The sequence below is a fragment of the Pseudomonas sp. MF5691 genome (assembly GCF_016405645.1).
Lineage (GTDB): Bacteria > Pseudomonadota > Gammaproteobacteria > Pseudomonadales > Pseudomonadaceae > Aquipseudomonas > Aquipseudomonas shahriarae.
In genome coordinates, this window is the sequence record NZ_JAEKDC010000007.1 from 51,050 (window position 1) to 72,890 (window position 21,841).

At 58.8% G+C, this 21,841-nt stretch carries 15 protein-coding genes; 14 read left to right on the forward strand and 1 reads right to left on the reverse strand.

All coding sequences use genetic code 11. The annotated features are described in order from the left end of the window. From JFT44_RS12430 to JFT44_RS12495, 14 genes are all read left to right on the forward strand, one after another. Positions 1 to 351, forward strand: a complete 351-nt coding sequence (locus tag JFT44_RS12430) for a hypothetical protein (RefSeq protein ID WP_198830753.1) — start codon at positions 1 to 3, stop codon at positions 349 to 351. A 1-nt stretch (position 352) separates the two neighbouring features. Next, complete coding sequence (locus JFT44_RS12435; RefSeq protein ID WP_198830754.1) at positions 353 to 2,047, forward strand: portal protein; 1,695 nt, start codon at positions 353 to 355, stop codon at positions 2,045 to 2,047. Continuing rightward, positions 2,047 to 2,349 carry a hypothetical protein gene (locus JFT44_RS12440; protein WP_198830755.1) on the forward strand — a complete coding sequence of 101 codons (303 nt, stop codon included), beginning with the start codon at positions 2,047 to 2,049 and terminating at the stop codon, positions 2,347 to 2,349. The genes JFT44_RS12435 and JFT44_RS12440 overlap by 1 nt, the downstream gene beginning before the upstream one ends. Further along, the gene (locus tag JFT44_RS12445) at positions 2,346 to 3,062 is read left to right on the forward strand and encodes a hypothetical protein (protein WP_198830756.1); all 717 of its coding nucleotides are present in this window, start codon (positions 2,346 to 2,348) and stop codon (positions 3,060 to 3,062) included. The genes JFT44_RS12440 and JFT44_RS12445 overlap by 4 nt, the downstream gene beginning before the upstream one ends. A gap of 29 nt (positions 3,063 to 3,091) precedes the next feature. Continuing rightward, positions 3,092 to 4,087: a major capsid protein gene (locus tag JFT44_RS12450; RefSeq protein WP_120732075.1), complete on the forward strand. Its 996-nt coding sequence runs from the start codon at positions 3,092 to 3,094 to the stop codon at positions 4,085 to 4,087. Between the two features lie 37 nt (positions 4,088 to 4,124). Continuing rightward, the gene (locus JFT44_RS12455; RefSeq protein ID WP_057700677.1) at positions 4,125 to 4,517 is read left to right on the forward strand and encodes a Bbp16 family capsid cement protein; all 393 of its coding nucleotides are present in this window, start codon (positions 4,125 to 4,127) and stop codon (positions 4,515 to 4,517) included. After that, the gene (locus tag JFT44_RS12460) at positions 4,510 to 4,896 is read left to right on the forward strand and encodes a hypothetical protein (RefSeq protein WP_198830757.1); all 387 of its coding nucleotides are present in this window, start codon (positions 4,510 to 4,512) and stop codon (positions 4,894 to 4,896) included. The genes JFT44_RS12455 and JFT44_RS12460 overlap by 8 nt, the downstream gene beginning before the upstream one ends. Before the next feature lie 59 nt (positions 4,897 to 4,955). Then, complete coding sequence (locus JFT44_RS12465; RefSeq protein ID WP_198830758.1) at positions 4,956 to 5,555, forward strand: hypothetical protein; 600 nt, start codon at positions 4,956 to 4,958, stop codon at positions 5,553 to 5,555. Then, on the forward strand, positions 5,552 to 7,894 hold the full coding sequence (locus JFT44_RS12470) for a hypothetical protein (RefSeq protein WP_198830759.1): 2,343 nt from the start codon (positions 5,552 to 5,554) through the stop codon (positions 7,892 to 7,894). The genes JFT44_RS12465 and JFT44_RS12470 overlap by 4 nt, the downstream gene beginning before the upstream one ends. Then, on the forward strand, positions 7,881 to 8,348 hold the full coding sequence (locus JFT44_RS12475) for a hypothetical protein (protein ID WP_198830760.1): 468 nt from the start codon (positions 7,881 to 7,883) through the stop codon (positions 8,346 to 8,348). Before JFT44_RS12470 ends, JFT44_RS12475 begins: the two co-directional genes overlap by 14 nt. 12 nt (positions 8,349 to 8,360) lie before the next feature. Continuing rightward, positions 8,361 to 8,903 carry a hypothetical protein gene (locus JFT44_RS12480; RefSeq protein WP_198830761.1) on the forward strand — a complete coding sequence of 181 codons (543 nt, stop codon included), beginning with the start codon at positions 8,361 to 8,363 and terminating at the stop codon, positions 8,901 to 8,903. 10 nt (positions 8,904 to 8,913) lie between these two features. Beyond that, on the forward strand, positions 8,914 to 11,025 hold the full coding sequence (locus tag JFT44_RS12485; RefSeq protein WP_198830762.1) for a transglycosylase SLT domain-containing protein: 2,112 nt from the start codon (positions 8,914 to 8,916) through the stop codon (positions 11,023 to 11,025). Then, positions 11,022 to 17,141, forward strand: coding sequence for a hypothetical protein (locus tag JFT44_RS12490; protein WP_198830763.1), 6,120 nt, complete (start codon positions 11,022 to 11,024; stop codon positions 17,139 to 17,141). Before JFT44_RS12485 ends, JFT44_RS12490 begins: the two co-directional genes overlap by 4 nt. Positions 17,142 to 17,210: 69 nt before the next feature. Next, positions 17,211 to 19,775, forward strand: a complete 2,565-nt coding sequence (locus tag JFT44_RS12495) for a phage tail fiber protein (RefSeq protein ID WP_198830764.1) — start codon at positions 17,211 to 17,213, stop codon at positions 19,773 to 19,775. Between the two features lie 55 nt (positions 19,776 to 19,830). On the opposite strand, the gene JFT44_RS12500 is transcribed toward JFT44_RS12495, so the two are convergent. Continuing rightward, a complete protein-coding gene (locus JFT44_RS12500) occupies positions 19,831 to 21,828 on the reverse strand; it encodes an acyltransferase family protein (RefSeq protein ID WP_198830765.1) in 1,998 nt (665 codons plus the stop codon). Between the last annotated feature and the right edge of the window lie 13 nt (positions 21,829 to 21,841).

The following is a 21,841-nucleotide window of genomic DNA, read 5'->3' on the forward strand; positions in this document are numbered from 1 at the left end:
ATGTGCGGAAAGAGCATCAAGAACCTGGTCAACAAGGTGGTCAAGCTCGACCCCTTGCGTGGCGGCGACGTACTACTTGAGGGCATGGGCCTGCCGAACATGTTTGGCGAGAACACCGGCATGTTCAACAAGGCCGAGCGCGAGAAGGCCGCAGCTGAAGCGGCGTCTGGCTCTGGCGCTTCGGCCAACCCAGCCGCCCCGACCACCTCCAGCGACTCAGTACAGGCCGCTGTTGAGGCCGAACGCAAGCGCCGCCTGGCCCAGTCCGGCCAAAACGGCACCATCTTGACCGGCTCGTCTGGCGTGCTTGGCAATGCCAACACCAGCCAGAAAACGCTGTTGGGGGTGTAACTTGGCCGACTCCCTGCGCGAACGCTGCGAGAAGCGCTACACCGCTCTCAAGAGCGAGCGCGACAGCAACTGGCTGCCTGAGTGGAAGGAACTGGGCGACTTCATCAGTCCGCGCTCTGGCCGCTGGAACAATACCGACACCAACGACGGCAAGCGCCGCGACCAGAAGATCATCAACCCGCAGGCCACGTTTGCGGCACGCACCCTGGGCGCAGGCATGCACACCGGCATGACCAACCCGTCGTCGCCGTGGGTGAAGTTCGGCACGCCTGACCCTGGCCTCATGGATTACGCACCGGTCAAGGCCTGGCTGTTTGCTGCTGAGACCGCCATGCGCGAAGTCATGGCCAGGTCGAACCTGTATAGCGTTCTGCCCAACCGTTACAGCGAGGAAGGCATCTTCGGCACCGCGCCTATGGTGGTGATGCCGGATGACAGCGACTTGTTGCGCTCCTATCCACTTGCCGTCGGCAGCTACATGCTGGCCAACAACAGCCGCAACCAGGTGGACACGCTTTACCGCGACTTCCGCATGACTGCGCGCCAGATGGAACAGCAGTTCGGCAAGGACAAGATGGACACCGCGTCCAGAAACCTGTTGAGCAGCAAGCCAGATGCCCGGATCGACATTTGCCATGGCATCGAACCCAACGACACCCGCGAGAAGGGGCGCAAGGACAACACCAACATGCCGTTCCGCTCTGTGTACTGGGAGAAGAGCGGTGACAAGGATTCGATGTTGCGCGAATCCGGGTTTAAGGGTTTCCCTGTCATGGCGCCGCGCTGGGATGTGCTGGGCGAAGATGTGTACGGCACCGGCCCTGGCTCTATGTGCATCGGCACCACCAAGGCCATCCAGCTGATGGAGCGCCGTAAGGCCGAATTGCTGGAGAAGGGCGTTCGCCCACCAATGGGCGCGCCTGTCAGCCTCAAGAATCAACGAGCATCGATCCTGCCAGGGAGCATTACCTACCTGAACGACATGCAGGTTGGCGCCAAGTTTGCGCCGCTGTATGAGGTTGATGCCAATTGGCTTGGCCAACTTCGCGGCGAGATTGTCGCAGACAGCAAGATCATCGACACCGCGTTCTTTGTTGACCTGTTCCTGATGATCAGCCAGATGGACAGCGTCCGGACGGCCTACGAGATTGCTACCCGCAAGGAAGAAAAGTTGCTGATGCTGGGCCCGGTGCTGGAGCGCCAGACCGACGACCTGCTTGATCCGCTGGTGGACATGTACTTCAACCAGATGCTGGAACAATCCATTCCCCGCTGGACCGGCATGCTGCCTGGTGCGCCATTGCTGCCGCCACCGCCCAAGGAACTGGCCAACATGGACTTGCGCATTGAGTTCACCAGCATCCTGGCCCAGGCACAGAAGGCTATCGGCGTATCCAGCATTGAGCGCGCTATCGGGTTCGCCGGCACCGTGGCCAACGTAACCCAAAGCACTGAGGCACTGGACCTGCTCGACTCCGACGAAGCCATGCGCCAGTACTTTGAACTGATCGGCGTGCCTCCGACCCTGGTGCGGGCTGACGACATGGTCGCGCAGATCCGCGATCAGCGTTCCCAGCAGATGCAAGCCCAGCAGATGCAACAGGAACTCGGCAGCGCCATCCAGGGCGCCCAGTTGTTGAGCCAGACCGACACCGGCGGGGATAACGCCCTGACCTCGCTTGCAGGGGCTATGTGATGGACGACCAGCCAGGCCAGAAGCCGACCGAAAAGGAATTGCAGGATATAGCCGACTTCAAGTGGCTGATGAGCGACCACCGCGGGCGCCGCTTCCTGTGGAAAACCATGGGGGATTGCAGGCTGTTTCAGTCCTCGATTGGTCCCACGGATGCAGTCACGAATTACAACGAAGGCCAACGCAATGTTGGCCTTCTTCTTTTGGCCCAGGTGAACGACCTGACCCCCGAGCTTTACGCCGTCATGGCTGCCGAGAACGTCGAGCGGCCAGCTGACGATCAACCCCAGGAGACAGATGAATGAGCCCTTTGATGATGAAGCTGCTTGGCCGCGTGTACATGAGCGAGGTTGATGCGGGCGGTGGCGGCGGTGGTGAAGCTGATGCAGCTGCGGCTACTACTGCCGCCGATACGACCCAGGCCACCACCACGTTGACGCCTGCCACCACCACAACTGCGACCGAGGCAGCCACAACCGAAACCAAAACCCCGGAACAGACCCAGCAGGAAGCTGACGCAGCCAAGGACAAGGAAGAGGGCAAGGACAAACCTACCGGCGCGCCAGAAGCCTATGAGGACTTCACCCTCCCAGAAGGCATGGAGATGGATGTGGAAATCCTGGGCGAGTTCAAGAACCTGGCCAAGGAACTGAACATCCCGCAGGCCAAGGCCCAGCAACTCATCGACTTTCAATCGCAACTGGCGAGCAAGCAGGCCGAGGCATACCAAGCCGCCGTCACCAAGCAGGCCCAGGACTGGGCCGCTGAAATCAAGAACGACCCTGAAATTGGCGGTGAGAACTACGACAAGAGCGTAGCCAGCGCTATCAAGGTCATTCAGTCCTTCGGTGACCCGGCATTGACCGAGTTGCTGAATACCTCCGGGCTGGGCAACCACCCGGCGCTGTTCAAGTTCTGCCACCGCATCAGCGCGGCTATCTCGGAGGACAAGTTCGTCTTGCCTGGCAGCCAGGCCAATGCACCCAAAGAAATGACCATTGTTGACGCCTTCTGCTAAGGCATTCATAAACCGTAGGAGATACACAGATGGGCATCCTTACCTCCACCATGCCGACCCTGATCGATAAGTTCAGCAGGGAAGACAGCACGAAAAAGGTCATGAAGATCGTTGAGCTGATGGCCAAGCGTAACGACATTCTTCAAGACGCCGAGTACCAGGAGTGCAACGACGGCTCCAAGCACAAGACCACCATGCGCTCGGGCATCCCTGAGCCGACCTGGCGCATGTTCAACCAGGGCATTCAGCCAAGCAAATCAACCACCGTTCCAGTGCTGGATACCACCGGCATGATGGAAGACTACGGCCTGGTCGATAAGGCGCTGGCTGATCTCAGTGGCAATGCCGACGCTTTCCGCACCTCCGAAAACATGGCCAAGTTGCAGGGCTTCAACAACAAGGCCGCCCGCTACATGATCTACGGCAACACCCAGGCAGAGCCTCAGGCGTTCCTGGGCCTGGCACCGCGCTACAACGATAAGTCGGCAGAGTCGGGCGCCAACATCGTCGATGCCGGCGGCACTGGCTCCACCAACACCTCCATCTGGTTTGTGACCTGGGGCGAGATGTCTACCCACCTGCTGTATCCGAAAGGCAGCGTGGCGGGCTTCCAGCACAAGTTCCTGGGCCAGCAAACCGCCCGCGCCGAAAACGGTGGTGATTTCGAGGCGTACCGCGATCACTTCAAATGGGATATCGGTATGTCCGTTCGTGACTGGCGCGCAAATGCCCGTATCGCGAACATCGATGTCACCCAGTTGACCCGTGATGGTGCGACCGGCGCGAACATCATTGACCTGATGATTGATGCTCTGTATCGCATCGACAACCCGGAGCAGGGCGAAGGCCGGACCATCATCTATGCCAACCGCACTATCCAGTCGTGGCTGCACAAACAGGCGATGAACTCCAAAAACGTCAACCTCACCCTGGGCGAGTACGGCGGCAAGAAGATCCCGGAGTTCCTGGGCATCCCAATCAAGCGCATCGACGCCATCCTCAACACCGAAGCCCGCGTAGTCTAACGACTGCGTGGCTTTCCCCTATTCAGGAGAGACCATCATGCTTTTCGACGCAAAGCTGCTCATGTCGAACGCCCAGGCAATTACTGCCTCCGCAGCTTCGACCGACGTTATCGACCGTGGCGACAACAAGGATGTAGGCCGCGCCGGTGACATTCCTCTGGTCATTCAGGTTGTTGAAGCGTTCAACACCCTGACCAGCCTCACCATCGAGCTACAGACCGATGACAACTCGGCGTTTTCCTCGGCCCGCTCACTGTATTCGGTGGTGGTCCCGCTGGCTGACCTGAAACTGGGTTATCAGACCCCCGTCATCACCCTGCCGCAGAAAACCGAACGCTTCCTGCGCCTCAATTACACCGTGACTGGCACCGCCCCAACACTGGGCAAGGTAACCGCCGGCATCGTTGCTGGAGTGCAGACCAATGCCTAAGCGCTATGAAGTGCTTGAGCGGTCGTTTATCAACGGCCGACTCTATGAGCCCAAAGAAATTGTCGTCTTGGAGATTGATAACCCAGGCAGCAACCTCAAGGAAGTGGGGGCGGCTAAGGCTGCGCAGGCTCCAACCATCCAGCAGAACGCTGATGATTTGGGCCTGGGCTACGTTGCTGCCCGCGGTGCTGCTGGCAAGTTCGTGATCAAGGACGACAAGGATCAGCGGGTTGGCGAGTTCATCGGCAGCAAGGCGGAAGCGGAAGCGGAAGCTGCCCGCCTGAATGCTGGCGGCGAAGTTGTTGGGCCAACCATCCAGCAGGGCGCTGATAACAACGATCAGGGCAACACCAACGGCAACGGACTGCCAGACGCCTGATCACCAGCAACACACCTTACGGGCCCTTCGGGGCCCTTTTCTTTTTCTGAGGTTCCAGAATGTCCAGCGACGTAGAGATTTGCAACATGGCGCTGTCGCGGGTTGCACACACGCAACCGATAGTTTCGTTCACGGAAAAGAGCAAGGCGGCCGAACTATGCCGTGTGTTCTATGCCCCGCTGCGTGAGCTGGTGTTGCAAGAGTTTCCCTGGCCATTCGCGGAATCGATCGTTGCGCTGGCATCCCTTGGTAGCCCTGCACCTGGCTGGGCGTTCCGTTATCGGTACCCGGCCGACTGCCTGAAAATTCGCAACATCGTGCAACCAGGGTTTCGTCGCGCACTGAGCAGCGACATGGAAATCCCATATCAAATTGGCTACGACGCCGGCGGGCGGGTTATTCATACCGACCAGCCAGAGGCGGTGTGCCGTTTCACCTTCAAGGTTGATGACTCAACGTTCTTCGACCCGCAGTTTGTCGAGGCGCTGGCCTGGCGCCTTGCAATGGATCTGGCTTTGCCGCTTGCCTCCAAGCCTGACTTGCAGCAGTTCGCCGCCCAGCAATACCAGATGGCCTTGACCCTGGCCGAGGGTTCGGCCTTCCAAGAGTCGCAATCAGACCCCGAGCCTGAATCTGAATTCGTCACGGTGAGAGCATGAGCAGCGTTCTTCAGCCAACCTTTGCGGCTGGCGAGCTGTCGCCGTCGGCCAGCGCCCGCACCGACATTGCCCGTTACTACACCGGGCTCAAGCTGTGCCGCAACTTCATGGTCATGCCCTACGGTGGCGTGCGGAACCGGGCGGGCACAAAGTTCGTGTGCGAGGTCAAAGACTCGACCAAGCGTTGCCGCCTGATCCCGTTCCAGTTCAACGACGTGCAGACCTACGTGCTGGCGTTCGGCGACTTGAACATGCGAGTAATGAAGGACGGTGGCCAGGTGCTGTATAGCGCCGGCCCTAGCGTTGGTCAGCCTTTCGAGCTGGCGTTGCCGTACACCCAGAACGACCTTGGCTTGTTGAACTTCACCCAGTCCGCCGACGTTATGACCTTCGCGCAGCCCAGCTACAAACCCCGCGAACTTAGTCGACTGGCACACGACAACTGGACCACGGCGGAAATCAGCCTGGCCCCGCGCATTGCGGCACCGGCGTCCGCTACAGCTGTTAGCGGCGGTGGTTCTGGTGTGGCGCAGACATGGCGATACCAGATCACGGCCGTGCTTGACGATGGCAACACCTTGGACGAGTCGTTACCGGTCACTTCGAACCCAATCACCAGTCATGCCGATGTGGCGTCTGCCACCATCACCTGGCCGGCAGTCACCGGGGCCACCTATTACATCGTCTACAAGGACAATGCCGGCGCGGGAATCTATGGGTTCATCGGTCGCGCTACGGCCCTCACGTTCACCGACAACAACATCACCGCCGTCAAGACGGATACGCCGCCAAACGGCAATGACCCATTCGTGGGCACCGGTAACTATCCTGGTGCCGTGGGCTATTACCAGCAGCGCCTGGTGTTCGCAGGTAGTGACCTGAGCCCCCAAACCGTCTGGATGAGCAAGACCGGACTGTTTAAAAACTTCGGGTTCTCGACTCCAAACAAAGACGATGACGCCATCACGTTCACTATCGCCAGTAGGGAAGTGAACCGGATGCGCCATCTGCTGGGCCTTCGAAAGCTTCTGGGGCTTACGTCGGGTGGGGAGTGGACATTCTCCGGCGCTGACACAGGGTTGACCGCCAAGACGGTGCAGGCGAGCCAGGAAGGCTACGACGGTTCTGCCATCGTGCCGCCCGTGGTGGTGGGAAACAGCGCGGTGTACGTGCAGGCCAGGGGCAGCCGCGTGTCATCGTTCGGCTACTCGCTCAATGCCGACGGGTTCGCCGCCGATGACCTGACCTTGTTCAGTGCCCATCTGTTCCGGGGTCGGGAACTGACCAACGTTGCTTATCAGAAAATTCCTGACTCTATCGTCTGGTATGTGCGTGATGACGGGATCTTGCTTGGGCTGACCTATCTGCCGGAACAGCAACTGGTGGGCTGGCACTGGCACGACACGGATGGGTTCGTTGAGTCGATCGCCTGCGTTCCAGAGGGGCAGGAGGACGCGCTTTATATGGTGGTTCGCCGCACCGTAAATGGCGTGCAGAAGCGCTATATCGAACGCATGGCGTCCCGCCAGATCACCAGCATTGAGGATGCTTTCTTTGTTGATTGCGGCCTGACCTATGACGGTCGCAATACGGACAGCGCCAAGACCTTCACCATTTCCGGCGGCAGCACCTGGTTGTTTCCCGAAGTTGTGACCATGACCGCCGTGGGGCACGCGCCGTTCACGTTGGGAAGCGTTGGCTTCGACTACTCGCTCAAGCGCGAGACCATGGACGAAAACGGCGACCCAGTGACCGAGATTGTCCGGGTTGAAGTGGTGGGCTACACCAGCACCAGCGTGGTTACCGTCAAGCTACTGGTCATCTGCCCGGAATCGTTGCGTGGCACGGCCGTTTCGACATGGGCCCGCCAAGTCAAAACCCTGTCGGGCCTGGGCCACTTGGAAGGCAAGACCGTTTCCATCCTGACTGACGGCAGCGTGCATCCGCAGCGCGTTGTAACCGGCGGATCGGTTTCATTGCAGGAAGCCGCGGGCATTGCTCATGTCGGCCTTCAGTACTTCTCCGACATGGAAACCCTCGACCTCGAGCTTAAAAACGCCAATGAAACAGTCCAGGACAAGAAGATTGCTGTCACGTCGCTGACGGTGGTGGTCGAGGAGTCGCGGGGCATTCTCGCGGGCACGAATAAAAACCAGCTGTACGAAGCCAAGACCAACCGCTACGAGTATGAGCCGCCTATTGAGCTGCTCACCGGCCAGGCACAAATCACCATCCCTAACACCTGGCAGAACAATGGCCGGGTGTTCATCCGCCAGGCTGACCCGCTCCCGCTGTCCGTTCTGGCGGTGATCCCGGAGGTGACCATTGGCGGCCGCTGATGTTTTGCCAATTGAGCCCGAGGATATCGCCGTAATTCTGCGTGACGTGCGCCAGGCCGATATTGACGAAATCGTCGAAGGACTGGGTGTGTCTCTGGAAAGTGAACTGGTCGACGGCATCGCCGGCAGTCTAAACGCCCGGAAGATCGTAGTGGATGGCCAGATAGTCGCGGTGTTTGGTGACGCGGTGCACAGCCTTCTGGGCTCTGTCGGTGTGCCCTGGCTGATCAGCACCATCCACGTCGAGCATCACGCCCGAGCCTTCCTGAAGGTATGCAAGCCAGAGGTCCAGGGGATGCTTACCCGCCACCGACACCTATTCAATTACGTCGATGCCCGAAATACCGCCGCCATTCGCTGGTTGAAGTGGCTTGGCTTCGACTTCGGCGAGGCCGTTCCGTATGGGCCAAGGCACTTGCCGTTCTACCCCTTTACCTTGGATCGAGAGGAATAACCCATGTGCTGGATGGCATTGATACCAGTCGCCATAGGCCTGGCGGGCAGCATGATGCAGGCCCAGGGGCAGAAGCAGAATGCCGCCTTTGAATCGGGCATGTTGAAACAGAACGCCATGTTCAAAGAGCAAACCGCCCAAGAGACCATCAACGCCGGCGACACCTCGGCAGATTGGCAGCGCGTGCGCACCGGGCAAATGGTCGGCACCCAACGCAGTGTGCAGGCCGCCAACGGTATCGACGTGAACAGCGGCAGTTCCGCCCTGATCCAGGACGACACCGCCATGCTCGGCGAGCTGGACGCCCTGACGATTCAGAACAACGCGGCGCGTGAGGCTTACGGCTACCGCGTGCAGGCACAGCAGGACAGGACCAACGCCAAGCAAACCGTCAAAAACGGCAATACCGCTGCCATGGGCTCAATCCTTGGCGGCCTGGGCAATGCCTTTGGTTCGTTCGCCGGCGGCGGTGGGTTTGGCGGCGCTGGCGCGGGTACGCAGGCCGCAATGTCGGGCGGTACCAGTCGTTTAAATGCCAATCAGCGCCTTGCGTAAGGGGTAGGTAATGCCAAGAGTACCGACATACGACACGGCGCAGGTCCAGCAGCAGCCAACCCGGCCTATTCAAGTGCAGGGCGTTGCGCCGGATAACACCTCGATTGCCCGTGGCTTGCAGAGTTTCGAGCGTGGGGCGCAGATTCTGGCCGACAAGTCCCGCGAGCAAGCCGACACAGCGTCGATCATGAACGCTGATCGCAAGCTGACCGAGTGGCAGCAGAACACCATGTTCAACCCTGAGGGCGGCGTCTACACCCGCAAGGGTGGGCAGGCGCTGGATATCACCAATCAGACGTTGGCCCAGTTTGAAGACGCCCAGGCCAAGATCGCCGAAACGCTGACCAGCGAACAGCAGAAGGCCCGGTACGCGCAGATCGTTGCAGGCCGCCGCAACTCGCTTTCCAACGAGCTGAACCGGTACGAGTTCACCCAGCGAGAGCAGCATTACGACGACACCGCAGAAGGTCAGCGCAAAAGCGCCATCCAGGGGGCCGCGCTGTACGCCAACGACCCGCAGCAGTTGGCGTACTACCAAGCCAAGATGAATATCGTTGAAGGGTCTGAGGCGCAGCGCAAGGGGCTTCCTGCCGAACTGGCGGAACAGAAGCGCCTGGAAGCAAACACCCGACTGAACGCCGCAGTCATTGAGCGACTGGCCGCGCGCGACCCGATGAAGGCCCGCGAGTACTTCACCAGCAACGCCATCAACATGACTGCCGATGCACAGATCAAGGCTGCAGAAATGCTCAAGCCGTTGATTGACCGCCAGGTGGGCGTTAGCGTCGGTTCCAAGGCTGTCGAGGCTGTGAGCAGCCCAGACAACCGTCTGTTCGCCTCGATCCTGCAGGCCGAAAGCGGTGGCAAGCAATTTGACCGCAACGGTCAACCAACGACCTCTAGTCGCGGGGCTATCGGTGCCGCCCAGATCATGCCCGGCACAGGGCCTGAGGCTGCCAAGCTGGCCGGCGTTGAGTGGGATGAAACCCGTTTTCGCAATGACCCGGAATACAACCGGCAACTGGGCCAGGCCTATTTTCAGAAGCTGACCAACGACTTCAAGTCGCCGGCTCTGGCTGTGGCCGCGTACAACGCAGGCCCTGGAATGGTTAACGACTGGATCAACGGCACCAATGCCACGGGCAAGAACGCGGACAAGCTCAAGCTGGGCGACCCACGTACCGGCGAAATCAGCCAGGCTGAATTCCTCGACAGGATCCCCTTCAAGGAAACCCGCGAATACACCCAGAAGGTTCTGGGCAAGGCTGTCCAGGCGCAAGAGCCGAGCTTTGGCGAAGTGGCCCAGGCCATTGATTCCCGCGATGACCTGACGGTTGATCAAAAGTCTATTGCCCTGCAAGCCGCAAAGCAGCGCATTGACTGGCAGGCCGAGCAGCGCAAGCAGCAGGATGCCCAGAACCTTGAATCGGCATGGGATGTGGTGTTGCAGGGCAATAGCTGGGATTCGATCCCGGCCGCTACCTGGGCTGCGCTTCCTGCCGCAGGCCGTAAGCAGATCATGGAGTACAAGCCAGGCCGGCCAACTGACCAGGAGGTCTACTACCGCGCCCGTGACCTGATCGTGGGAGGCGAGGAACTGAACCTGCTGGGCATGCGCGGCAAGCTTTCCGACACCGACTTCCAGGAACTGACCAAACTCCAGCAGGATCGTCGCGAGAAGGGCGCCGAATCCACGGCATCCATTGGTAGCAACGACAACATATTCAAAGAAGCATTGCGTGTAGCTGGCATTGATCCAGAGGCAAAGGCGGGCAAGTCAGACGCCAAGAAAGTGGCCGCCGCACGCCGCTACGTCGATACGCAGATCCGCGCCCTGGAGCAGGATCAGGGCAAGAAGGCCACGCCAGACCAGGTGCAGAAGGTCGTTGACCGCGCTTTCATCCAGGGTGATGTGGACGGTAGTGGCAACTGGTGGAACCTCGGACAGTGGACCTCCAAGCGCCGGACTTTTGAACGTCAGGACGGTGACCAGGTGATCGTCCGGGATATCAAGCAGATCCCGCCAGATGAGCACCAGCAGATTGTCGAGGCCATGAAGCGCCACGGCCAGAAGCCCAATGACGCCGACATTCTTCGTCTTTTCAATGAGGCAAACCGATGAATCGTTACGACGAATTGCTCTCCGGTGCCGGCGAGCAGGAAGCCGCCGAGCCCAACAAATACGACGCAGCGATTCAGCGCCGGCGCGACCTGCCAAATCCGCGCACTGCATTGAGCTATGTTGCCGACACCAACCCGGACGAGCAGGCCAATATCCAACGCCTGGCGGAGCTGACCGGGCTGCCGCCGGAAATGGTATCGCGCAACCGGCCAGAGATTGAGCGTAAGGCCAAGCTGGACGCTGTGGACTATGACGCGTTGCTGAGTCGCGCCCCGGTCACCAACAAGTTTTTGACCGACCCGAACAATGCCGGCGTGGCGCATGACGATATCGACGCACTGTCGAACGTTGAGGGGGCCTTCGACAGCTTCGTCAAGGAATCGGGTCAGCAGCACTCAACGGGCCCCGGTGATTCGCTGTCCCGTGGTATTGGCCAGATCGGGTTGGTAGGCGAGGCTGCCGCCAACCTGCTGGACCGCTCGCTTTCGTCGGTCGGCGGCTTCTTCGTCAACATGCTGGCCCCGCAAAGCGCCCTTGATCGCAATGGCACGGATGAACCGAACTACACCGGGCAAAGCGAAAACAACGTGGTCAGCGCCGTGGAGGGGTATATGGCCATGCCGCGTGACCAACGTATCGCCTTCGCTGGCCAGGTGTTCGATCAGGCCCGGGCAGGCGGTGCAGGCTTTGGCAGCGCGGCGGCTGATACCGGCATGTATGCCTTGCGCAACCCTGGGCTGATCGGCAGCGCTTTGACCGAAGCGTTGCCAAGCCTGTTGGTGGGCGGCGGCGCTGGGGGAATTGCCGCCCAGCCGGTGAAGAACTTTGCGGTCAGTCGCCTGGCCAGCACCTTTGCCCAGCGGGCAGCTGAAAAAGCAATCGTGGTTGGTGGTGTGAACTTCGGCGCCGGCATTGCTGGTGGTGCAGGTGAGAACCTGGCCGAGGGCTACAAGAAAACGGGCGATATCGATCAGTCCTACGCCTACAGCCTCAAGCGCACCGTGGCAGAAGCCGCCGTAAACGCCCTGGGCGGCATGCTGCCCATTCCGTTTGCTGGCCGTGGCATTGGCGGGAAGCTGGGCAATATCGCTGTCGAGGGCACGGCCCAGGCTGCTGGTGGTGCTGGTGGCGCGCTTGCTGGTGCCGCCGCCGTCGGCGAGGAAGCGACCGGGGGCGAAATGTTCCTCAATGCCGCCTTGGGCCTGTCCACCGCGCCGCTTGACGTGGCAATGGCCAGCGCCAGTTCGGGCCGACGCTACTGGCAGATCGAACAGGACCTGTCCGCAGTACAGCGCCTGGGCGACATGGCCGAGAATTCCAAGCTGTTCAAGCGGTCTCCGGCCCGTGCTGAAACGTTGATCGCTCGCCTGAAAGAGCAGGCCGGCGGCACCGTGGAAAACATCCTGGTACCGGCCGAACAGTTCATGCGCTACTTCCAGGATAACAACCTAGATCCTGAACAGTTCGCCACGGCCGCCACCGGCAATGCTGGCGCCCTGGGCGAGGCGCTGACCTTGGGTGGCGATATCTCGATCCCGCTGGAAAAGTGGGCCTCGGTCATCGCAAAGGATGGTCACCACCGGGGGCTGGAGCAGGACATGCGCGCCACGCCTGACGCAATGACCCTGCGCGAGTTGGCCGAATTCCAACAGCGTGTGCCGGAAGAGCTGGACCGTCTGCGCGACCGGGTAGAACAGGACACCGCGGCGGCGTCTGATCGCCGGGTGTTTGAGGATGTACGCGGGCAGTTGCTGGGTATTGGTCGCGAGGCGCAGACCGCAGACCGTGAGGCATCGCTATATCAGTCGGCTTTCCGCGCCCTGGGCGAACGCTCCGGAGTCGACCCTTTCGAGCTGTTCAGCCAGTACCAGTTGCGTGTCGGTCGCGATATCCCCGAGGTGCTGCGCAGACCGGCGAGTGCTGATCAGTTGGATTTGCTGCTGGATCGCCTGCGCATGGGCGACATTCCAGACGACGCAACGATCAATGGCCCGTCGCTGATCGACTTCATTCGCGAGCGCGGCGGCATCAATGATGAAGGCGGCGAGCTGGCCGCCCGTGACGCCGATGTGGGGCGCCGTGGCTTCAACCGTATCGCCAGGAAGGGCGGGCGCAGCCTTGACGATATGGCCGCACAGGCAGCAGAGGCCGGCTACCTGGGCAACGTCATGACCGCCACACCTGACATGCTGCTGGCTTCGCTCGACAAGGAACTGCGCGGCCAGCGCCAGTCGGCCCCCGGCAACATCAACCAGGAGCAGTTGGATACCCGTACAACGCTGGATGAGCTGCAGCGCGCTATTGATCAGTCGGGGCTGGACCTGGGTGCAATGGATAACGCCGCTGTCCGCAAGGCTTTGCTTGGTGATGACGCTGTGCGCTTTGACCAGGCAGAAGACGGCGCCCGTGGGTTTATTCAGTTCGGTGATGACCGCAAGTTCAATATCAAGCTGACCGACAAGGCCAACCTTTCCACCTTCCTGCATGAGACCGGGCACTTCTACCTTGAAGTCATGGGCGACCTTGCTGCACGGACTGACGTGCCCGACCAGGTCAAACAGGACTATCAAACAATCCTCGACTGGTTTGGTGTGAACGATCGATCGGCAATCAAGGTTGATCAGCACGAACAGTTCGCCCGTGGCTTTGAGGCGTATTTGCGCGAAGGCAAGGCGCCCAGCGCTGCACTGCAATCGGCGTTTTCCCGATTCAAGGCCTGGCTGACGCAGATTTACCGGGATGCAAGCCGCCTTAATGTTCAGCTCAATGACGAAGTGCGCCGGGTGTTCGACCGCCTGCTGGCCACCGACGATGAAATCGCTGTCGCCAAGGCCCCGTACCGCAACCTGTTCACCGATGCCCAGGCCGCCGGTATGTCGCCGGACGAGTTCGACGCCTACCGCGCTACCGCCGATAAGGCTGGCAAGGCCGCCGAGGAACAGTTGACCGCCGAGGCGCTGCACGAACTGACCCGCGAGCAGCAGAAGTGGTGGAAGGACGCGCGCGGCGTGATGCAAGAAGCTGTGACCAAGGAAGTTGATGCCCAGCCGGTTTACCGTGTGCAGGATCTGCTGCGCAAGGGGCTGCAAACTGATGGCACGGTCGGCGAGCCGGTAAAGCTGGCCCGAGGCCCGCTGGTGGAGCGGTATGGCAAGCCGGTAGTTTCCCGCCTGCGCGGCATGACCGGCGATGAAGGGATACACCCGGACCTGGTGGCCGAGCAGTTTGGCTACACGTCCGGCGATGAAATGGTGCAGGCCCTGGTGGGCGCCCGTGGGCGCAAGGAACTGATCCAGGCCGAAACCGACGCAAGGATGCGCGCCGAGTACGGCGACATGCTCAACGACGGCTCGCTGGCTGATCGTGCAATTGATGCAGTACACAACGATGACCGGGCCCAAGTGGTTCGGGAAGAGCTGCGCGCCATTGATCGCTTGCGTCGCCAGGTGGAGAAAGTCCAGCGGGCCCAGGATGGCAATTCCCGCGCCCTGCGCAATGACGCCTACAGCGCCATCCCGTCATTGAAGGACATACGCGAAGTCGCCACCCAGGTGATCGCCGATAAGACCGTGCGCGATATCCAGCCGCACCTGTACCTGAACGCCGAGCGCAAGGCCAACCGTGACGCCTTCAACTTTGCGACCAAGAACCGTTGGCAGGAGGCCGCAGAGGCGAAGCAGCGCGAGCTGTTGAACCACTACCTGTACCGGGCAGCCACCGCCGCACGCAAGGAAGAAGAAAAGATCTACACGTTCATGCGCCGCTTTGAAAAGCCATCGACCCGGGAGCGCATTGGCAAGGCTGGCGCCAGCTACCTGGAGCAGATCGAGGGCCTGCTCGACCAGTACGAGTTCCGCAGGGTCAGTGGTCCACAGGTTGAGCGCCGCCGAAGCCTGGCCCAGTTTGTCACCGAGCAGGAAGCCGCCGGCAACGTGGTTACCGTGCCGCAACACCTGATTGAGCAGAGCGCCAGGGTCAACTATCGGGATCTGACCTTTGAGGAACTGAACGGTGTGCGTGACGCTGTGGTGAACATCGAACACCTGGCCAAGCTGAAAAACAAACTGCTGAACAGCAAATACAAGCGCGACTACGAGCAGGCCAGCAGCGATCTGATCCGCTCCCTCAATGACAACGTGCCAGTCGATGCCCGCAAGGTGGCGACCTCGGAAAGCAGCGAGACAGCCGCCGACAAGGCATTTGGCGCACTGGCGGGGATTGATGCCTCGTTGACCCGCATGGAAAACGTGATCAACCGCCTGGATGGTCGAAACACCAGCGGCCCCTGGCATGAGTTGGTTTGGAATCCGCTGGCCGAGGCTCAAGCCAATGAACGCACGCTGTTCAAAAACGGTATTCGCTCGATTGTTGAGAAGTTCGCCGGCATGGATTCCAAGCGCCTGGCCGACCGCTTCTATATAGCCAGCGCTGGGAAGTCGTTCAACCGCCGTGAAATCTTGATGCACGCTCTGAACACCGGTAACGAGTCGAACCGTACCAAGCTGCTCAAGGGCAACAAGCTGAATGACGCTGCCCTGGCTGACATGCTGGGCCGTCTGGATAAACAGGACTGGGACCTGGTGCAGTCGGTGTGGGATTCCTTCGATACCCTCTGGCCAGACATTGCCGCCATGTACAAACGGCTGTCCGGTGTCGAGCCGCCACGCATTGAGCCGAAACCGGTAAGCACTGCCTTCGGCGAATATCGGGGGGGCTACTTCCCGATCATGTACGACCGCAAAAGGGCAGGGGCGCCGCCGGCGGCAGTTGGTGGCGAGCTGTTCAACGAGGGTTTCGAGGGGGCACTACCGTCCAACGGGTTCACCAATCAGCGTAACGACAACGCCAGTGGGCCGTTGCTGCTGGATTTGAGCGCCATTCCTCAGCGCCTGGCCCAGCACGTCCACGACCTGACGCACCGGGAAGCGCTGCAGGATGCCCACCGGCTGACCAAAGATCCCCAAATCAGGGCGGTGCTGCTCGACAAGCTCGGCCCGCGCGGCGCGGATTCGTTCCTGCCGTGGTTGAAAGCCATAGCCAATGACCGCAACCCACCGGAAACCGGCAACTTCAACCGGTTCTTGGATGCGGCCAGGACAAATACGTCCATCGTGGGCCTGGGCCTTTCCAGCACCACCTTGCTGGCGCAGGTCGGCGGCCTGATCCCGGGCCTGCTGTACGTCAAGCCGAAGCTGTTGGCTCAAAGTCTGCTCGATGGCATCCGTTCGCCAGTCGAGACGTACCGGATGATTACCGATGCATCGCCGGCAATGCGCCTGCGTTGGGACATGGAGGACGGCCGACTGGCTTCAAGCATGGCCGACCTGATCGGCAAGAACGCCTTTTTCCGCAAGCGTGATGACCTGGTGCGGTTCTCGTTCAACCTGCTGGGCTATCTGGATCGCGGCATTTCCGGCGCTATCTGGATGGCCAGTTATCGCGAAGGTCTGGCCGCCGGCAAGGAAGCGTCCGCCGCGGCGCTCGATGGCGACAATGCGGTGCGCCTATCTCAGGGCGGCACCGGGGCGATGGATATCGCGGCCATCCAGCGTAAGGACCAGGGCGCTGCCATGCGTCTGCTGACCATGTTCTATACGCCGTTCTCGGCCTACTACAACCAGAACCGCGACCTGGCGTTCGAAGCCAAACAGGGATCACGCACGGTGGCCAGCGCTGCCGCTGCAATGCTGGCCGTGGCTTTCTTCCAGGGCGTGGTGGGCGACTTGCTCACCGGCAAAGGGCCCGACGAAGACGAGAACACCGCCGCTTGGATGGCTAAAAGCACGCTTGGCTTCGGGGTTTCCGGGTTCCCGGTTATCCGCGACACCATCGGTGCCGCGCTCAGTGGTCACGCCGGGTCGCTGTCGCCGGCATGGCAGGCCATCAATGCAGGGCGCCAGGCCGCTGGCGCGGTTACTGGATTGGTTACCGGCGATAAGGATGCAGGTGCAGCGGCCAAATCTGTGGTAACCGCCGGCGGCTACCTGCTGGGCGTCCCAACAAAACCACTAACCCGCCAGGGCTCGTACCTCTGGAACGTTGCCGTGGGCGAGGAAACCCCGGAAGACGCCGCCGAGTTCATTAAAGCCCTGTTGCACGGGGCCCCGAAAAAGTAAGTCCGCAGCAAACACCGAAGCCCGCCACTGAGCGGGCTTTTTTTCGACCCGAGAAAAGGAGTCACGACAGTGACCGTCAACACAATCAGCAGCATTGCGGAGTTCGATACCAACGGGGTTACCACCAACTTCCCGTTCTATTTCAAGTTCCTAGCCAATGAGGATCTGGTAGTAACGTACGTTGACCCGCTTGGCGTCAGTTCAACACTGACCCTCGGCACGCATTACACCGTCAACGGCGCAGGAAATGACCAAGGCGGGAGCATCGTCACAACGTCGGCACTTGCTGGCCCTGGGCATCTGATTGTTTCGCGGGAAATGGAAGCGTTCCAGCAAACCAGCCTGCGCAACCAGGGGAAGTTCCTGGCAGAAACGCATGAAGACGTTTTCGACAAACTGACGATGTTGATTCAGCAAGGGTTTGCGATTTTTAAACGGGCGCTTACCAGACCTTTGGGACGGGATTACTTCTTCGCAGAAAATCGCCGTATCACAGCGCTTGCTGATCCTGTCGAGCCGCAGGACGCAGTCAACAAGATATCAATGGAAACCTATGTTGGTGAGGTTGTCGGCGCCGGCACTGGACCGATTAACCTTGCATCGAACGTAATCTACATCGGCCCGGATGGTGTTCCGGTGACCGTTCAGGACATGTCGAATAAGACCGACCCGTTAAAGGGTGTAAGCCTATTCGGCATGATCCGCAACGCTTTGGGGGCTGTAGGTCGAACGCTTTACGACTTTATCTTTGAGCGTATCAACGCGAAGGATTTCGGTGCCCAAGGGACTGGCGGGGACGATACCAGCGCTTTGCAGGCAGCGATCAACCATGTTGAGTCACTGCCGGCCGCGAGTCTTTATCCGTACATCCTGCCCGCCATCCACTTGCCTCCAGGCCAATACGGGATAACCAAGGCTCTCAGGGCGCAACACGCAATTCAGTTTGAGGGTGATGGCGCCATCATCATTGCGCTGCCTGGATTTGTTGGCGAGACGGTCACCAAGAAAACCGGTGGGACAACGGTCATTAACGCAATGATCGTTTACTTGCACGGCCTGCTTGGCGATGTAGGCGGCCGGGCCCGGAGGCGGGCCCGGATTGGGCGGGGCGTTACCTTGCATTGCAACGAAAATGCCGAAACGGGCATTTTCATTGAGCGCATGAACTACACCACCTTCCCGTGTCAGGTTGAACACGCGACAGGTGATGCTGTGCAGGTTGGGACTTGGTGCTGGGGCTTCAATGCCAATGACATCACCCTTGAACACTTTGCCGGGAACGGTATCAATTTCTTGCCCGGTGCGGCGGCCAACGGCTCATCGATAATCGGGGCGCTAATTTGGGGTGGGCTAAAAACCGGCAACAGCGCAATCAACTTCATGGATGGAGCTGAGTGCAATGGCGTAGAGATTGCCGGGGGATTTACTGAGAAGCTGTTGTATGGCGTTCGTGTCGGTGCGGGGAACGGGGCCATTAACGTCAATGGTATGGATATGGAGTTCATCACCTACAACACTGTGTGGGCCGTTGGCGACATGGCTGGAGGACGTCTTGTAGGCCCTATCAACGTGACGGGAAACCTGCTCCATACCACTGCTGGGGCAAAGCTATACGCTGATGGGGCATTCATTAATGCGACTGGTAACCGCCTGTTCGCTGGTAGCGATGACTTTGGAACTGACGTTACAAGGCGCGGCATTATCCACGCCAAAAATAACGAGTTCGCTGGCGGTATTATAAACATCACTCCAGGCTCTAACGTTTCTATCGATCAGCACGAATCCTTCCGAAAAGTATTGCGCAACTATATGCCGCACAAGGCAGCAGAGTTTCGCGAAGTATTCTCGCTTCGAAACTATCAATACCAGGACGCGCCGTTCCTGCAATCTTCTGGCCTAAACTTTACTTCGTATTATGTAGGTGGTGCAGCCGGACAGTATGTTTCCCGTTCAGACTGGTGGATTTCTGAATACCAGCATGCGACCGCGCCGGGCACGCTACACAACGTTATCGGCGTTCGCCTGGCCAACGATTCAGGGCAGTTGGCGTTCGACCCAATGAGCGACAACAAGATCAGCTGCGGCGAGGTTAGCGCAAGGTTCTCGTTTTTTGCTGCCGCATCCGGAACAATCGTCACCTCTGACGAGCGCGAAAAACAGCAAATTCGCCCTGTGTCAGATCGGGAGCACGCAGTAGCGGTTAACCTCAAGTCGATGCTTAAGGCTTTCAAATTCAATAGCGCCGTAGAGGAAAAGGGGGATGGTGCGCGGATTCACTTTGGAGTTATCGCCCAAGATGTGAAGGCAGCGTTTGAGCTAGAGGGGCTTGTAGCAGAGGAATACGCAATACTCTGCCACAACACGTGGGGCGAGTTATGGCGGGACGTTGAAGAGGTTCGCGAAGTTGTTTTGACAACGGAGGAAACCCCAGCTGTCAACCGTCGCGGGCGTCCCGTTACGGACGAGCAAGGTAATCAGGTGATGCGGCCAATTGGAAGCCCGGTTCTCGATGCGGACGGCAATCCCGTCACGCAGGTTGTAACGGAAGCCAGAAGAGAGAAAATCAGGGAACCTGGGGAGCGTTACGGTATCCGGTATGAGGAACTGTTGGCGTTCATCATTTCGGCAATCTAATGGCAAAAAAAAACGACCTGCCTCCGGAAAAGGAGGCAGGTCGCCGAGGTGCCTTCTACGGATTTAATATATCTGGCGCGTTGTCTTTAGCCCACCTCACAAAAGATTCGCTGATTTTCTGACTGGCGTATTCAGAATAATGATAGGCCTGGTCTCGGTACATCGGCATACCGTCAATAACCATCGAACATTTTGTTGAATCACAGATAAGTTTGTTTTGGTCAAAAAATTTAACGGAAGGATGCTTCGCCAATATAGCGTCCATCATCGGCTTGAATCTATCGTCCACCTCTTTTTTCTTTTCGATAGGTACCGAGCATCCATCATTAATCCCAGAGAAAAGCGGTCTGGTGAAACAGGTCTTGATATCTACGTTGAAAGTCATGTGCGGTACGAAGATAACGACCTTCACATTTTTTTCGAGAAGTCTTGCGATTCGTTTTTCGACAAGGTCTATATAGAATTCGCCATATGGCGTGTTTATTAGACCGTCGACTATGGCGTACTTAACTGTTTTCGACTTATCAATAATATCGAATATCAAATTTTCCTGATGCTCCGGACGATAGCCGGTGCAAGGCTCATTGCCGCCTAGAATCGTTTTGTCTGAGTATGCGGGCGAACCTACGCCGCACGCACCTACGTTAAGGACGGTATTGCTTTCAAGGTTCTTATTGTTTGCGAATCCTGGATAAAGATGGTTGGCGTAGCTGTTCCCAAAAATCAGTATCGTAGGATTGGAATCCTTGTTAGTTATGCAGAACCAATATCCGTAATCTTTTCGTTCTTCAAACGGATAGCGATTAAGGCAGATGTCATTGGTGGAATATTTCCATGTGGTTCCTACAAATTGTTCCTGAACCGCGATTGTCTTCTGAATGCTTGGACGCCAAGGGAGCCCATTGTTCTGGTAGGTCAGGAAGCCAATCACTGCAACTGCCGTCATCGTCAAGCACAGGGCGGTTGTAGTGGTGCGGTTTCGGTTATTGCGGATCGGCTTCTCTACGAAAAAGTAGGTGACCCACGCCAGCAGTACGGACGCAGCAACCAGAATAAATCGTAAGCCCTCTGGCGGCGGGCCGTTCTCTACGATCCTGGCGAACGTCAGCAGAGGCCAGTGCCACAAATAGAGCGGAAAGCTGATCAGGCCCACCCAGACGAACATGCGGTTACCAATGACGTATCTGTTCAGCAAGGCAGTAGGCCCGGCGCCGATCACCAGTGCGGATCCGACTGTAGGATACAGCGCTACCCAGCCTGGAAACTGATCGACTTTGGTGATGGTGAACAGGCCATACGCGATGAGCGCGAGGCCGACCGCCGACATGGTGTTGCTGATTGCGGCCGTCTTTTTGAATCCTCTCGATGGAAAGCAATGGGCATAGGCAAGGATCGAGCCTATCAGTAGTTCCCATACGCGGGTGTGCGGCAGGTAAAAGGTATACGACGGACTCTCGCGAACGTTCATGATGTTTGCAACGAACGACGCCACGAACAGCAACACCGCAACACCTAGTAGGTTTATGTTGCGCTTCCATGCCGCCCAGATAATCAGCGGCCATAAGATGTAATACTGCTCTTCAATACCCAACGACCATAAATGCAGGAAAGGTTTTATCTCTGCTGATGTGTCGAAGTAGCCACTTTCATTGAACAGCACCAGGTTGGATACGAACGCAGCCCCGCCGGCAATGTGTTTGCCGAGCTGCTGGAACTCGTCCGTGAACATGGATAGCCAACCGAATACGTAGCAGCAGATCATGACCAGGATGAGCGCCGGGAAAATCCGGTTTACTCGGCGAGAGTAGAACTCACCAATGCTGAACGTTCCTTGATTCACGCTTTTCATCAAGATCGTTGAGATGAGATAGCCCGAAATTACAAAAAAGATGTCGACGCCAATGAAGCCGCCGGCGAACAACTCGGGAAACGCGTGGAACGCTACAACTGAAAGGACGGCAATGGCACGCAGCCCGTCGATATCAGGCCGGTATTTTGTGTGCGCCAGGTGTTGAGCGCCAAGCGCTGGGGCCGATTCGGCAAGGGACGTCATTGTGGTTTCAGCT